The sequence below is a fragment of the Streptomyces sp. NBC_01214 genome, assembly GCF_026340975.1.
Taxonomy (GTDB): domain Bacteria; phylum Actinomycetota; class Actinomycetes; order Streptomycetales; family Streptomycetaceae; genus Streptomyces.
Window position 1 is genome coordinate 4,968,693 of the sequence record NZ_JAPEOS010000001.1, and the last position, 14,111, is coordinate 4,982,803.

Consider the following 14,111-nt stretch of genomic DNA (forward strand, 5'->3'; position numbering starts at 1 on the left):
AAGTAATACACGATTAAGTCGTGCACAACTCAATCGACCGCACTATGGTCGCGTGCGCTTCGAATAGTAGGATGAGAAGCCGGGATCCGAGCCGATGGCAGCAGCGGACCAGGCGGAAGCAGAGGGAAACAGCGACATGGAGAAGGCGGCGCCCGGGCAGGCGGAAGGCAACTCGCTCAGGCTGGAGGACCAGCTCTGCTTCGCCCTCTACGCCGCCTCGCGCGCGGTCACTGCGAGCTACCGGCCCCTGCTGGACGAACTCGGACTGACCTACCCGCAGTATCTGGTGATGCTCGCCCTCTGGGAGCGGGACTCCCTCTCCGTACGGGACCTGGGAGCCGCGCTCCAGCTGGAGTCCAGCACGCTCTCCCCGCTGCTCAAGCGCCTCGAAGCAAACGGCCTGGTCCTGCGCGAGCGGCGCGTGGACGACGAGCGCTCGGTCGCCGTGCGCCTCACCGAGGTTGGAGCGGCCCTTCAGGGCAAGGCCCGGGCCGTCCCGCTCGCCATCGGCGATGCGATGAACCTGACTCCGGAACAGGACGCCACGGCCAGATACCTGCTCCGCCTGATCACGGAGAACGTCACCCGCAGGTGAGCGCGGCCCTTGACCTCGGCCGCCAGGCGTATCGCAGCGTACGCGCTCGACGGGGGCCCGAACTTCGTGGTACTGGGCCACGATTGGAACCTGCGATCTCAGGGGTGATGAGCGCGCAGCTCTGCTGCTTGAGCCAGAACGCCCCGCCTTCGACAGCTGCCGAACTGTGCACGCCGAGTCGGGACATCCATCCGTGCAGATCAGACCCGGTGGTTGCTCGCCAGGCCGGCGCGGATGGCAGCGCCGATCGAGCGGGAGCGTCCGGCCGGGCCGCGGAGGTCGGCCAGGGGGACTGCCTGGATCTCGGCGGCGGGCCGGCCATTCGGCCCGGTTCTCCGCCGCCGTGCCCAGCCGGAGGTGCGGTGGCTGCTGGCAGGAGTGGTTGTCGCAGGTGCGGCAGACGGTCGGGCTGTCCGTCCCCCAGCCGAGGCGAGGGATGACGCCGTTCGCGAGCTGGTACCCGTACAGGTGAGCTGGCAAGGTGCCGCGCCGCGTCCCGCCCGGCCGCGAGGTGGCCCGAAAACTGGCGTGGCCGGTGCTGGAGATCCCGCCGCAGAAGAACCAGCGGTCCTAGGTTGACGAGGTGCGGTCGACCTCGCGGGCCCGGACCCGTTCACCGCCAAGAGCAGGAAGAGTCCGGGTCCGAGGTCGTTCTCAGGCGGCATCAGCCCGGCTGTCGTCCGGGGCGAGGACCCGAGCTGCGGTGCCAGGAGCCGGAGGGAGCGGGGTCGACGCTTCCGCCCGAGGCGTACGGGGGCGGCAGGAGCGCGGGCGCTCTGCGCGGGCCCGCAACCTTTCGATGATCTCCTTCGCGCGAGCGGCGGTAACAGGCTTCGCCTCGCGTTCCAGTTCCTCGACCGGCACTCCCAGCAGCTCCGCGACCAGCTCTGCGTCGTGGTCGAACAACCGTAGAGCTACGGCAGCGGCTTCCCGTGCCGTCATGTCGGCCTCGTCCTTCGCTCGTGCGGCGTTCGCCGCCCTTCCGCGCGTGGTCCACACGCTTGCCGCGGCCGTCTCCCGCGTCTTCGCCTGGAGCGCTTCTACAGCGCGAACCCGCCGCCGCAGCTTTGCCGCGCTCACCGATGCTGCCGGAGTCGTGCTCACCCGTGCCCCCTGTCCCCTGTCCTGTTCGAAATCGCTCCTCATCGCGCGCACCGTAAGCACAGGTCCGCGGACATCTCGAACCACCAGCGGTGCCGCTCACGGCAGCGGGGTATAGCGGACACGGAAGCGCGGTACGGGGTCGCAGCAGTCACACAGACGCCGACTCGGCGCCGGCAATCAAGAGCGTGTGCCTCCGCCGGGGCCTCCTCGAAGGGGGGGCTGGTCGGTCGGGTGCCGCGCCGTTGTGGTTGCGGTAGAAGGAGGGAACCCCGCCCAGGCCCGATGTGGTCGGGCTCGGCCGGGCGGGTGCGGGTCAGTGCCAGTCGGTGCAGGACCAGCTGCCCCCTCGGCCGTCGTAGATCTCCACGCAGGCACGGTAGGCGTTGCTCGACCCGACCATCCGTGTGTACGCGGCGTAGGAGGGCGAGGCGTTCGCTGTGTACGAGTTCCCGCGCCGGATCTCGATCTTGAACCGCCAGTTGCTGTTGGCCTTCTGGATGCGCGCCCACGCGGCGCTGCACCGGGTCGAGTTCCGCAACTCCACCTCTGGCCCACCACCCGCCGGCTGCACCCGGTCGATGACCCTGGCGCCGGAGCTGCACCCCTCGCTCTGGGGGTTCTTCCCCGTGCACGAGGAACCCCTGCATGAGGTCGGCGCCTCGGCTGCGGCGGGCAGGGCGGGGACGAGCAGCAGCGATGACGCGAAAACTGCGGTGCTAAGGCAGGAGAGAGCTAAGGGGCGAACGGCCATGCTGGATCCCTTCGACATACCAGGAAGAATGCGCAGATGGCGCATCCAGCATATTGCGTTTCATTTCATAGCCGCCCGGGTGCAGGGTCCACAACAGCGGTACGGGCAAACCACTCCCCGGAGTGATGTGCGGGCGACGGCGCGCGTGGGACTTGGCCTCAGCTCGGTCCGGGCGTGTGTGTCTCGCTCGCGCCGCGTCCCAATGTCAAACCCCAGCTGCTTGATCACCTTGATCACCTTGATCGCGAAGCTGCGGGGTGTCACATTTCTTTCCTCGCACACACATCGTGGCCGTGATGTCAGAACCGCCGGGAATCGACCAGCTTCCTGTCAAATGTTGCGGGAATCGTTCACCTTCGCCGGGAACGGGCATCAGGGGCCAGGGGAAACCGGCCCGCTTCGGTGCCCATGGCAACGCATTTCTCCGCGCGAGGGACATGGCGTTGCATGGCCACGGACGCGAGCCTCGCCAGCGCGGTTCTTGGGCGGCTATGTGCGTCGCCATGGGTCGCCGGGGGAGTTAGATCGGGGTCGTTACGTCCTCGACCGTGAGCCGATCGCGTCGGGCGGAATGGGTACCGTGTGGCGCGGCTATGACCGGAAGCTGAAGCGTGCTGCCGCGAGCGCTTCACCCCGCACGTCGCCCCCGCGGACTGGGCGCCCGCCCAGCACCGGGTCCAGCGGCGCTCGTCCGCGACCGTGTCCGGGCGGTGGCCGATGCTTTCGAGCAGGCCGCCCGCGCTCCCGCGCCCGCGGTCTGGAGGGCCGCGCCCACGCCGGCTGGCAGTCGTTGGCGCGGGACCCTCCCGGCTCTCCGTACATGACCATGCGCGCAACCTACACACCAGTGCTCACCGAGCCGAGGGTCAACGGCGGCCTGGACATGGATGATTGCGCGCTTGACGGCTCCCACGTCAGGGCGCTGAAAGCGGGGATCATGTGGGTTCCTCGTCAGTAGACCGTGCTCGTCCGGGTTCCAAGCACCACGTGATCGTGGACCGGCCCGGCACCCCACTGGCCGTGTCGCTCACCGGCGGGAACCGCCACGACGTCACGCAGCAGACCCAAGCGGCTGTTCGCGGACCGCGGCTACGAGTACCGCCGCTTGCCGTGGAAACGAGGGATCAAGCCGCAGATCGCGCGTCGCGGCACGGCGCATGGCTCCGGGCTCGGCGGCACATGCTGGGTGGTCGGGAACGGGCAGCCAGCATCATCTCCCTCCGACGACTCCGGAGATCATTCTGAAACGATCAGTGAGTCCGGATCGACGGTCGGCCCCGCGGGCACCGAGGCCTGAGCCTGGTACGCGGAGCCGACCCGGCGGGGCCTCGCGGGGGAGCGGCAGCTTCGGCAGGAGACGATCGCCAGTCCGCCTGAGACGGTGGTGAACAGCGCTTGTGCAGGGTGGCCATCGGGCCAACGTGTATTACGGTCACCGGGCTAAAGGTGACGTGGTGACGTTCACGTTGACGCCCGACTGCGCCATGGTTTGTACGCTCAACCCGCCGAAGCCTGGCAGTGACGAGCCGGCGCGCTATCGGGCGGACCGCTGGAAACTTCCCCGCCCGAAGAAGAGCGAGTAGCAGCTGCTCTTCGCCGGCCTTTCGCAGGCATGCCCTTCACGCGCGGGATCAGGGCCTGGGTCGACGGCCGGTTCGGGCCCCGCACTGAGGAGGCCCGTGTGCGACTTCCGGGGGCAGAGAGGCTCGTCGTCGACGCCGTCGTCGGGCCGCAGACCTGGCGTCTCCTCGGCTGAACCAGCCGCATTGCGCCGCACTCGGCGCGGCGTGACGATAGAGGAAAGGGCCTGTTCCCAGCGGCAGTCGGCCGCATACCGGTGAGCGCCGCGATCGCGGCGGACCGTCTGCTCCGAGCTTCCCCGAACCCTCGATACACAGGTCGGAGGACGACGGACATGGCAGAAGAAGAGCGCTTCACCGTGCCGGTGAGCAAGAGAGAAGACCTCGGAGCACCCGGCGACGAGAAAACCCCGGAACGCAGGACGAACGTCACGGTGCGCCGGCCCTACCGGACAACTCCGGTCCCCGACGCGCTCGTCGAACGCGAGGGCCGCGAGGGCGTGCGTCCGGCTCCTGGCCGGGCCACGGGGTCCGGGAAGAGCTGAAGACCGGAGGGAGATGCCACGATGCTGCAGTATCTGAACTTGTTCTTTATCTACCAAGATCTTCCGGGCTTGCCGATGGCCTTGAGGGTCTCGGGGCGCTTGACGGTTTTGCCGACGTCGTAGCGGGGTGCCCGGTGTTTGTTCTTGGCGCCGGGTGGCCGTCCGGGTCCGGCGCCTTGAGGTTTGGGAACACGGGCCGGGCAGGCGAGATGAGCGCGGATGTTCCTGAACCCTCGGCGGACCCGGGCCGGGGTGAGCCGGCCGGAGGTGGTGGGCTTCTCCCAGGGCCTGCGGAGGTCCGCGGCCAGGGGCCGGGCGAGCCGGAGCTGGGTGTGCGCGACGATCAGGAGCCAGGTCCAGCGGTCCGCGGCGTCAGGAGTACGGAGTTTCGGGGTGGTCCAGCCGAGGGTCTGTTTCGCGAAGCGGAAGGTGTGCTCCAGATCGAAACGGCGGAGAAACGCCTGCCAGAAGCGGTCCACGTCATCCGCGGTGGCGCCGGTCTTGGAGGACCATAACCACACCGGCGGAGCATCCCGGTCCTTCGACAGGTGCTCAACCTTCAGGCGGATCAGCGTCCCTTCAACCAAGGGCAGTTCGCCTTCGTGGTCCAGCCATGAGGACCGGTGGGTGAGCCGTGGGTGGACCCGGTCCCATGCCTGGGTTTCGGCCTTGCCGTAGTTGGTGGTGTCCGTGATCGTGGTGATGGCCGGCTCGGGCCAGGTCTCCGGTTTGGCGAAGCGGAATTCCGGGCCGTGCTTAGGCGGTCGGCCATTGACGCCGTGCATCCTCGGTGGCTTGGGCAGGCGCATGACGCGGTCGGAGCGGACCCGGCCGACGAGCTCGACCGGCAGGTCGCGCAGGACCCAGGCCAGACGGGTGACGTCATAGCCCGCGTCACTGACGATCACGATGGCCGGGTCCCCGGCCTTCCACTGGCCGGCGGTGATGAGCCGCTCCACGACACCTCGCAGTTGGTCGGCCGTGATGGCGGTCGCGTCGTCCACTGGCCCCAGCCGCACCGCATCCAGGATCGCGGTCCAGGACGTGGCGCCCGGCTCCAGCACAGCGACGAAGGAGTAGGGCCAGCCCGGGATGAACTGCGAGGCCGTCTTCGCACGGCCGTAGACATGACAGAACAGCCGGTCCGCCGAACAAGGCGCGTCCGAACGAAGCCACGGCGAGACATCGACCGCCAGGACCAGGCGTCCACCGTCGAACCGCGGCAGCGACAGCCCGGCCAGCGCCATACGCAGCTGGTCGGCGTCGATCCTGCCGTGGTTCAGGCCGCCGTACATCGCTCCGTGGCCACGTCGATGCTCGGGCAGCAACGTCAAGTCCACCGGCGTCTTCACCGCCCCGTCCGCACACAGCATCGCGTCCACCAGCTCGAACAACTCGTCGCGTCGCGCGGTCAGACACTCGTAGAACTCGCCCCGGAAGCGTGACGCTTCCGCGAGCGCCTCCCTCCGGACAGCATCAGGCAGCAGACTCACCCTCACGGCCTTCGTCTTGGGTCACGTGCACCTTGGTCGGAGCACAGGATCAAACGAAGGCCGCCCCCACGTCCGGCGAATCCACACGTGAGCCACCTAGTTCGAAGATCATTCGAGCTGATACACGGCTCCGTCACACTGTCTCGGCGCTGATGACGACATCAACCACGCGAGCCCATCCCTGCGGATCGTCAACCGAGACCCGAACCCGCCGCCTACCTGGCTTCCCGAGCAGAGAAGTGGTGAATCGGCTCTCGCCAACGACATCCCCAACTACGAGCCGACCGTCACTCAGCAGAAGATGCCCGTCGAACACGGTGGTCAGAGGCTCTCTGTCACTTCCGTGGTCATCCGCGTCACCGTGACCCTGAAAGACTCGAACCTTGACCAGCGCAACCTGGGCCTGCACCCGAACGATGAGGTGCGTGTCGCACGCAGCGGCAGGAGCGCCGTCGAGGGCCAACGTAGTGGGGATCCACTCGGTCGAACCGAGCGCCATCACCGGGTGATTCACATACAGGTCTACCCCTGCGATCTGCACAGCCTGACTCCCAGTCCATCCGTGACGTTCAGCGGAGGATAGAACCAGGCACTGACAAGAAGGTCCCGAGGTTAAAGAACAAGCTGAACCGGTGCCCGTTTACGGTCTCGGTGGCCATCATGCGGTTCACCCCCGGCTGCCCGGACGGCGGCGACTGGACGAAGGAAGGCTGGTGGAACGTTCCACCGGGCGGCTCCAAGATCCCGTACGGCGGTGATCTGGACGACGTGAGCGTCTGGTGGTGCGACTTCATCATGGGTGGTGGGCAGGTGTGGCCAGGCTCGGGGATCATCCGTGCCATGCCGTTGCGGGAGTTCAGCTGGTGCGAATGGACGGCCAGCACCGACTCCTTCGACGCTGACATGTTCCTGTTCAACGTGGACAGCAACGAGGACCAGATCTTCGAGATCGTCCCCTGAACCTGGTGGTGCCGCCCGGTTGGTCTGTTGGAACGTCAGGGGCACATAACCTGCGGGCAGTTATTGTGATCACCGCTTGAGAAATCGTCTTGCGCGCGATACGGACCCCGATCCGTTTGTCGCGGAACCACCTGCGCAGGTGGGGAACGTCGTAGGCCGTGTCCGCGTGTCCGCGTGTCCGCGTGTCCGCGTGGACGGTGGGGGTCGTGTCTCGTTTGGCGACCGAGCAGCATCGGCTCTAGCGCTTGGCCGAGGTGCCGACGAGGAGGGGCAGCCCTGCCGCGTCCGACAGGACGTGCATCTTGGAACCCGGCTCACCCCGGTCCACAGGGCTCGGACTTTCGCCCTGGCGTGGGCGGATCCGAGGACAGCGCGGATCAGGAACCGGCGGTGGGCCGCCGACTTCGATATATTCCGAAGCAGGCGGGGGGTGTGGGAGACCGCGAAGCCGTTGTTGTCGCCCGCTCGTGTGCGGGCCTGTCCGCCATCGCGCTCAAAGTGATCAGACTCGACGCCCGCATCCACGGCTGCCTCAAAACCCGCACGCTCACGACGAAGTAACCGCATGCTCGTCGCATCACGCCCAACCCCATGCCGCTCGACAGCCGACGACATGGGGTGTCTGACATGACGCTCTCGGGGCCTTCCTTGTCGAGGTTTCGGCCCGGCGGAGTTCACTCAGGGGGCACGGGAGAGTCCTGCTCAGCCGGTGCTGCCAGAACCTGACCGACCAGCTGGAAGTGCCATGCGGTCGCCTCTCCAAGAGGCTCCACCAGGGCGGTGCGTGGCGGATCGATACGCATCGGGCTGCGCCCGAGGACGAGTTCGGTGCCGGGAGGACCGACAACGAAGTGGTCCGGCTCCTCAACGGGAGTGAGTTGCCATGCGCGGGGTTCGGGTGATCCGCCCACCAGAACATTGTGGTCGGGCTCGCCTGCGAAGCCCAGGAACGTCTTGCTTCTGACGTTCGTGATCGTGAAGGTGCCGTGATGGGCGGGGTGGATCTTCCACTCCTGCTCGCCACTGCCGTTGGGAGGAAGGATCTGTACCGGTGACGAGTCGCCGTCCGCGTCCTCCAGGGTGAGAAGGTCGCCGCCGGGAACGCTTATCCGGTAGCAGCGATCATCGGAAAATGAGGTCATGTTGCGCCTCCCGTCTCTTTTCCTGCGGCGCTGGGGCGCCCAGCCGGCACTGCGGCGGGCGGGCGGTCCGTCCGCCGCAGTGCCGGCTGTCGTCGGCGATCGCCGGTGATCATGCCAGCGCGGCCGGAATCAGCTGACTCAGGTCGGGTCGGTTTCCGATCCGCTGGGTGGCCGGGCGTCCGGGCGCGTCCTGCTGAGGCCAGCCTGTGTGCCTCAGTAGGTCCCGGACCTGCCACCCGTCCAGCGGACTACGGTCGCTCGCCTTCAGTACGCCCTGTACGCAAGCGACAGCGCCAACGACGATCGGGGACGCGCTCGACGTCCCGCTGAACCTGTCGGTGTACCAGAAGTCGGGATTCCCCCCGGCCTGCAGGTCGCCGTATCCCGTCGTGGTGACCTCTCGGCCCCAACCCTGCGCGTCCACGCACGAGCCGAAGTTGGAGAAGCCGAGGCGGGAACGGTCAGGACCCCAGTCCGCGCCGTGGGTGCCAGGCGGGGGAGCGCCGGCGCCGACGATGACGGCACCGGAGTCGAGCAGGCTGCGCCGGAAGGGGTTGGTCCACCACAGCGGGAAGCCGGGGGACCTGTCGTACACCGGGTCGTCGAGGTTCTCCGCGCCGTTGCCGGCAGCTTCGACGACGACCACGCCCCTGTCCGTGGCATACCGGATGGCAAGGAAGTCATCCGGCCACCACTCGACCGCGATGAACCCCTGCTGGCCTATCCCGGTGGCCCGTGGCCCCGGCCGGTGAATCTCCAGGAGAAGGAGGTCCCTGGGACCCAGTCGGTCCGCGGCGGCCCGGATGGCGGTCGCGGTCGGCAGAGAGAACGACGAGGCGCTGATCATTGCGTCGGGCGCGATGCCGGTGACGCCGAACCCGTTCACGTCGCCACTGATCTCGCCGAGGACGGCGGTTCCGTGATCGGTGTCGGTGCTGCTGATTCCCGCGATGACACCACCCTGGTTCTGCAGCAGGTCCTCATGGCCGAAGCGCCAGCCCCATTCGCAGTCGATCACTCGGACCCCGTCCCCTGTGCCGCCCGGCTGCTTCCATGCGTGGCGGGCGTCGATGCCAGCCGGTCCCGGGTCCAGGTAGATCTGGCGGACCGTGTAGTCGGGCGTCATCGACGGTGCGTCCGGCCCAATGGGAGCCATGTCGTTGATGGGCGTTTCCTTGCGCTCCTCGCCCCGGGACTCGCCCCTGGAGAGGGGGCGTATTCGGGGCCGGGCCTCGGTTCTGGCTCGGGCGAGTTCGGCAGCCGGCTTGACGTAGGCGGCCTCGATGACGTCGAGTTCCCGGAGTCTTTCGGCGATCTCCTCGAGCCGCTCCTCGGGCGCGTCCACCTGGTAGAAGCGCGCCATTTTGCCCAGGTTCTCCTCGACCTGATCGGCGAACTCGCCAGCCTGCGGCGTCTGTTGGGCCTGGCGGCGCAGCCGGGCCAGGTCGGCATCGAACAGCGGCTTCAGGACGATGTCGGGCGCAGCCGCCAGCTCATTCAGCCCGGCCACATCAGCGCCTCGGGTCGACGACGCGCCCGACGGCGTGATCGCCACGCCCACGTCCTCCGCCACCGCACAGATGAGTTCGGGATGTCCTCGTACTTCGTCGTACTGCGGTCGGCGGTTTCCGTCATCCACTCCCTGCCTGGGCATATCCGCACCTCTTCCACGTCATGACGCGTGGGAGTCTCGGCTGGCGTCGGATCGAACATCCGCATGTGCCTGCGCCGGAAAGTCATGGATCTGCCGTACGGGGCTTCAGCCTCTGGACCCGCCGCGCGACCGTACTTGCTGAACTACGGCCCGCCGGCTGACCGGCCGGAATGACATCGACAGGATGACGGTGCCGATAGCTCTCCCCACCACGCTGACACAGGTCGCGGCCGGTCGCACATCCACAGGGCGGACTGCCATGGGAGGGAAAACGCGCCGGCGAAACCTGCTGATCCGGCCGCCTCAGGGCACGGGTGCTCACACCGGCTCCACGTTCGTACGGGTGTTCCGACAGCGGCGTGCTGGGGTCGCGGGCGAGTCGGTAGGACGCCGTGTGACGCAGGTGGTGGAGCGTCCAGTTCGATCCGAGTACGTCGTTGGCCCGGTTGAACGTCGCCCGAGCCGCGTCGCAATTCAGCGGGCGCCAGAGCCGCCTTCCTCGGCGCGGACGCCGTTCGAGAACCAGAAGGCCAGCAAGCACGGTCCCGGTTGTGCCGGAGAGAGGCGAACAACGCGTTGAACATCTTGCCGGGGATGCGCCGAGGCGCACGCTTCGGGATGGTTGGCCGGTAGCGGCCTGCCCGCTCCCGCTCCCGTTGAAAGGGGCTGGTCAGGCTTGTGGTGTACGTTCACGCGGCCACTGCTGCGCGAAGGGTCGAGCGGGAACGGGTTGATCGGCCCCGTGGCTTCGTCCTGGTGGAAGTCGTAGACGTGCGGAGGACCGTTCCGCAGTGTGCACGCGTCCTCGCGGCGTACTGCGGGCCAGGCGCGGGCCAGGCGCGGGCCAGGCGCGGGCCAGGCGCGGGCCTGGCGAGGCCTTGCCCGTGATGGCGTTTGGCGTACCAGGGGTCTTCCGCCACGCCGTCTTCGGGGCCGTCTCGCCACGGTCGTCCGCCGATGGCTCGACGAGCCGGAGCTCCTGGAACAGGTGCGGCTCGACCCTCGCCACAGCTGGGCTGCACATGGCGCCGCCCGAGCCGGCGGTGGACGAGGACCGGGGCGGTGTCCTGGTCTACCTCGACGCCGCCGAGCGTGGTCGTCGACTGGTTGCCCCGCACCCGGCTCGACCCGGCAGCGCTCGGGCAAGCCGACACCGATCGCACGGACTCCGCAGCAGGCACCCGCCACCGGGGGTCCGTTGGGCGATGGACACCGCCTTGGGCACCATCCTGACCGGCTTCCGCTACCCCACCCGCCGTCGCCTGCACTTCCGCCTCGGCCACATCATCGGTCAGCCCCCCACCCTTCGGAGCAACCCGTGCACGACCGTGACGAGACCCCGCTGCCCGCCACCGACCACTGATGGCCTGCGGGGGAGTGTCAGTGGAGTTTCGTCAGCTGGTTGTCAGCGGTGTAGCCCCAGCGACCCGGTAGTCGACACTGACGGGCCATGACGCACTGGTGCCGACACGAGTGGCGAATGGCCACGTCATTCTCACGCCGACCGTCATCTTCTTGTCGACGATCTCGAATTCCGTGCTCTCTGCCTCAACCAGATGCAACCAGATGCAACCAGATGGGGTTCAGTCCGCCCTCGCGCTCCCGCACGATCAAGCGGCTCGCCGATCGGCGCGACGTCAGCGCGCGCCATATCGGTGTAGTCGGCTTCAGTGTCGTGTCGACGGTCCTTGCAATCACCACTCCCGTGATCTCTTCTCCTGGTGACCACGACCTCGCCGAACCTGGATCCGCCGCCCTGGCCGCACTGCGCCGTCGGAGCAAGCCCGGACGATCCCGTGGGCTGTCGTGGCCTCATCGTCGACCCGTACGACGCCTGCCTGACCCACCTGTCGGAAGCCTTCCGCGCGACGTACCTGGCCAGCCTGACCCCCGACACCGAGATCAATCACTCCGGCACCACCTTCACCAGTGATCTGCTGCATCGGCTGCTCCACGCGCTCCGGGACCCGAACAGCGGGCGACTGCTGGTCAGCCACGCCAACTTCCAGGCCACCACGTTCTCCGACACGGCCGACTTCGGCGGAGTGGCCTTCGCGGACGTCTGGTTCGACGGGGCGGTGTTCTCCGGCGATGCTCTCTTCCGCGGGGCGTCGTTCGCAGGGAGCGCCGGGTTCGGGAGGGCGACGTTCGCAGGAAGCGCCGGGTTTAGCAGGGCGGTGTTCTCCCGTGCTGCGGACTTCGGTGGGGCGATGTTCGCCCTTGACGCCCGCTTCGACAACGCGATGTTCACCGACGCCACGTTCGTCAGAGCGGCCTTCTCCGGTGACGCCTGGTTCGGTGGGGCGGAGTTCCGTCATGACGCCCGCTTCGACCGTGCCGAGTTCACCAAAGCCGACTTCCGCGCCGCGGTGTTCTTCGGGGACGCTGGGTTCAGCAAGGCGGCGTTCTCCGGTACGGCTCTCTTCAACGGGGCGAGGTTCTCAGGCGGGGCGAGCCTGCGCGAGGCGGTGTTCTCCGGTGACGCCGGGTTCGGCGGAGCCCTGTTCGTCGGCGACGCCCGATTCGTCAAGGCGACGTTCGCCGGCAGCGCCGACTTTCGCGGCGTGACGTTCTCCGGCGAAGCCTGGTTCGGCCTGGCGATCTTCTCCGGCAGCGCCCGGTTCAGCTCGGCGGCTCTTGCCGGAAGTGCCCGCTTCGACGCTACGACGTTCTCTGGCGAGGCTGCCTTCCACAGAACGGCGTTCTCCGGCGGGGCCCGCTTCCTCGGGGCGGTGTTCTCGGACAGCGCCGACTTCAGCGGGGCGGTGTTCTCCGGTGAGGCGGCCTTCCGCAGGGCGACGTTCTCCGGCGGCGCCGTCTTCGGCGCGGCGACCTTCTCCACCGGTGCCTCCTTCAGCGGAGCTACCTTCGACACCTTGTCCCGACTCGGCCCGTTGGCCTGCCAGGGGGAGCTGGATCTCTCAGGCGCGCACTTCGGCGGGCCGGTGGCCATCGAGGCGGCAACGGCCTCCTTCTCCTGTGTCAGGACTCGCTGGGACTCCACGGCCACGCTGCGTCTGCGCTACGCGACGGTGGATCTCACGGACGCCGTCTTCGAGTACCCGGTGAGCGTGGCCACGCGCCCGTCTGCCTTCATGTACGACCGGCGGCCAGTGGACGAGTCCGGTTTGGCCGGCCGGGACCCCAGTGCCCGGATCACCTCGTTGACCGGTGTGGACGCGGCGCACTTGGCGCTGACGGACGTCGACCTGTCCAGCTGCAGGCTCACCGGCACCTTCCACCTCGACCAGCTCCGCTTGGAAGGCCGCTGCGCCTTCGCGGCCGCTCCCACCGGCCTGCACCGGCACGGCACCTTTCCCACCCGCTGGACACAGCGTCGCAGCCTCGCTGAGGAACACCACTGGCGCGCGGCCACCGGCTCAACCGGTTGGACACCCGCGCCTGCCGGAACGTCCCCCCAACAGCCTGCCGCCCTCGCACCCGTGTACCGCCAGCTGCGGAAGTCCCTCGAGGACGCCAAGAACGAACCGGACGCAGCAGACTTCTATTACGGTGAGATGGAGATGCGCCGCCACGACGGCGACCGGCCCTACTCCGAGCGCGCGCTGCTCACCCTGTACTGGGCCCTGTCCGGCTACGGGCTGCGCGCCTCCAGGGCCCTTGCCTGGCTCCTGGGCGCCATGACCGCCACAGTCCTGATCATGATGCTGTGGGGCATCCCGGAGAACGACCCACAGGCCGTAACGACCGGGCAGCTCACCGGGCAGAACATCTCACTGACCACGAAGAACCCCACCCCCGTGAACCCTTCCGGCCCACTGCGCACCCGAGTGACCTCACAGCGCTGGGAGAAGTCCCTGCGGATCGTCGTGAACTCCGTTGTCTTTCGCTCCTCCGGCCAGCACCTCACCACAACCGGCACCTACACCGAGATGGCATCCCGCCTGACCGAGCCCGTGCTGCTGGGGCTCGCGGTGCTTGCCGTGCGCGGACGAGTCAAGCGGTAGCCGAGGCCCTGTCGTCAAAGTCCCGTCGGGCCCGAGACGCCCGGCACCGCACCTGATCCCCCCGACTCCGTCCGGGGGACCCCCAGGTTGTCGGGGCGCGCGGGAGTACGTCCAGGACACGGGCGCCCCTCCGCCTTGGAAGTGCGGCTGTCACGGGACGCGGGCATGCGGCCGAGCAGGTGCGGCGCCGCTGGAACGGGCGGGGGTCGGCCGTGCCGCTCTCACCAGCCCGCCGTTGATCTCCGGTGAGCAGCCGACCGCCCCGTTCGCGGATGTATTGGCCGCTGCTCACACCACGGCGGTGCGCTGACACCGCCTC

The 14,111-nt window shown here is 68.2% G+C and carries 10 protein-coding genes and 2 pseudogenes; 5 read left to right on the forward strand and 7 right to left on the reverse strand.

What is annotated here, in order from left to right:
* Positions 1–136 precede the first annotated feature (136 nt).
* Complete coding sequence (locus OG594_RS23255) at positions 137–595, forward strand: MarR family winged helix-turn-helix transcriptional regulator (RefSeq protein WP_266603136.1); 459 nt, start codon at positions 137–139, stop codon at positions 593–595.
* A 654-nt stretch (positions 596–1,249) separates the two neighbouring features.
* On the opposite strand, the gene OG594_RS23260 is transcribed toward OG594_RS23255, so the two are convergent.
* Together OG594_RS23260 and OG594_RS23265 are read right to left on the reverse strand one after the other, a co-directional pair.
* On the reverse strand, positions 1,250–1,537 hold the full coding sequence (locus OG594_RS23260) for a hypothetical protein (protein ID WP_266602026.1): 288 nt from the start codon (positions 1,535–1,537) through the stop codon (positions 1,250–1,252).
* A gap of 475 nt (positions 1,538–2,012) precedes the next feature.
* Positions 2,013–2,495 carry a DUF2690 domain-containing protein gene (locus OG594_RS23265; RefSeq protein WP_323185283.1) on the reverse strand — a complete coding sequence of 161 codons (483 nt, stop codon included), beginning with the start codon at positions 2,493–2,495 and terminating at the stop codon, positions 2,013–2,015.
* 802 nt (positions 2,496–3,297) lie between these two features.
* Here OG594_RS23265 and OG594_RS23270 point away from each other — a divergent pair.
* Positions 3,298–3,695: pseudogene (locus OG594_RS23270) on the forward strand (transposase); the annotation flags it as partial.
* Positions 3,696–4,365: 670 nt separating this feature from the next.
* On the forward strand, positions 4,366–4,575 hold the full coding sequence (locus tag OG594_RS23275; protein ID WP_266602028.1) for a hypothetical protein: 210 nt from the start codon (positions 4,366–4,368) through the stop codon (positions 4,573–4,575).
* Positions 4,576–4,625: 50 nt separating this feature from the next.
* On the opposite strand, the gene OG594_RS23280 is transcribed toward OG594_RS23275, so the two are convergent.
* Together OG594_RS23280 and OG594_RS23285 are read right to left on the reverse strand one after the other, a co-directional pair.
* Positions 4,626–6,068, reverse strand: coding sequence for an NF041680 family putative transposase (locus tag OG594_RS23280; RefSeq protein ID WP_266600414.1), 1,443 nt, complete (start codon positions 6,066–6,068; stop codon positions 4,626–4,628).
* Between the two features lie 133 nt (positions 6,069–6,201).
* Complete coding sequence (locus tag OG594_RS23285; RefSeq protein ID WP_266602030.1) at positions 6,202–6,609, reverse strand: hypothetical protein; 408 nt, start codon at positions 6,607–6,609, stop codon at positions 6,202–6,204.
* A 110-nt stretch (positions 6,610–6,719) separates the two neighbouring features.
* On the opposite strand from OG594_RS23285, the gene OG594_RS23290 reads away from it, so the two are divergent.
* Entirely contained in the window at positions 6,720–7,028 is a 309-nt protein-coding gene (locus tag OG594_RS23290) for a hypothetical protein (RefSeq protein ID WP_323185284.1), read from the forward strand.
* Between the two features lie 259 nt (positions 7,029–7,287).
* Here OG594_RS23290 and OG594_RS23295 read toward each other — a convergent pair.
* The 3 genes and pseudogenes from OG594_RS23295 to OG594_RS23305 all read right to left on the reverse strand — a co-directional run.
* Positions 7,288–7,389: pseudogene (locus tag OG594_RS23295) on the reverse strand (IS5/IS1182 family transposase); the annotation flags it as partial.
* Positions 7,390–7,702: 313 nt separating this feature from the next.
* The gene (locus OG594_RS23300; RefSeq protein WP_266602032.1) at positions 7,703–8,170 is read right to left on the reverse strand and encodes a hypothetical protein; all 468 of its coding nucleotides are present in this window, start codon (positions 8,168–8,170) and stop codon (positions 7,703–7,705) included.
* 109 nt (positions 8,171–8,279) lie between these two features.
* Positions 8,280–9,824: a S8 family peptidase gene (locus OG594_RS23305; protein ID WP_266602034.1), complete on the reverse strand. Its 1,545-nt coding sequence runs from the start codon at positions 9,822–9,824 to the stop codon at positions 8,280–8,282.
* Positions 9,825–11,545: 1,721 nt separating this feature from the next.
* On the opposite strand from OG594_RS23305, the gene OG594_RS23310 reads away from it, so the two are divergent.
* Entirely contained in the window at positions 11,546–13,792 is a 2,247-nt protein-coding gene (locus tag OG594_RS23310) for a pentapeptide repeat-containing protein (protein ID WP_266602036.1), read from the forward strand.
* Positions 13,793–14,111 lie beyond the last annotated feature (319 nt).

Excerpts from the sequence above, each read along its gene's own strand:
- OG594_RS23255 (WP_266603136.1), top strand. The coding sequence starts at position 137 with ATGGAGAAGGCGGCGCCCGGGCAGGCGGAAGGCAACTCGCTCAGGCTG.
- OG594_RS23260 (WP_266602026.1), bottom strand. The coding sequence starts at position 1,537 with ATGACGGCACGGGAAGCCGCTGCCGTAGCTCTACGGTTGTTCGACCAC.
- OG594_RS23265 (WP_323185283.1), bottom strand. The coding sequence starts at position 2,495 with ATGCGCCATCTGCGCATTCTTCCTGGTATGTCGAAGGGATCCAGCATG.
- OG594_RS23275 (WP_266602028.1), top strand. The coding sequence starts at position 4,366 with ATGGCAGAAGAAGAGCGCTTCACCGTGCCGGTGAGCAAGAGAGAAGAC.
- OG594_RS23300 (WP_266602032.1), bottom strand. The coding sequence starts at position 8,170 with ATGACCTCATTTTCCGATGATCGCTGCTACCGGATAAGCGTTCCCGGC.
- OG594_RS23305 (WP_266602034.1), bottom strand. The coding sequence starts at position 9,824 with ATGCCCAGGCAGGGAGTGGATGACGGAAACCGCCGACCGCAGTACGAC.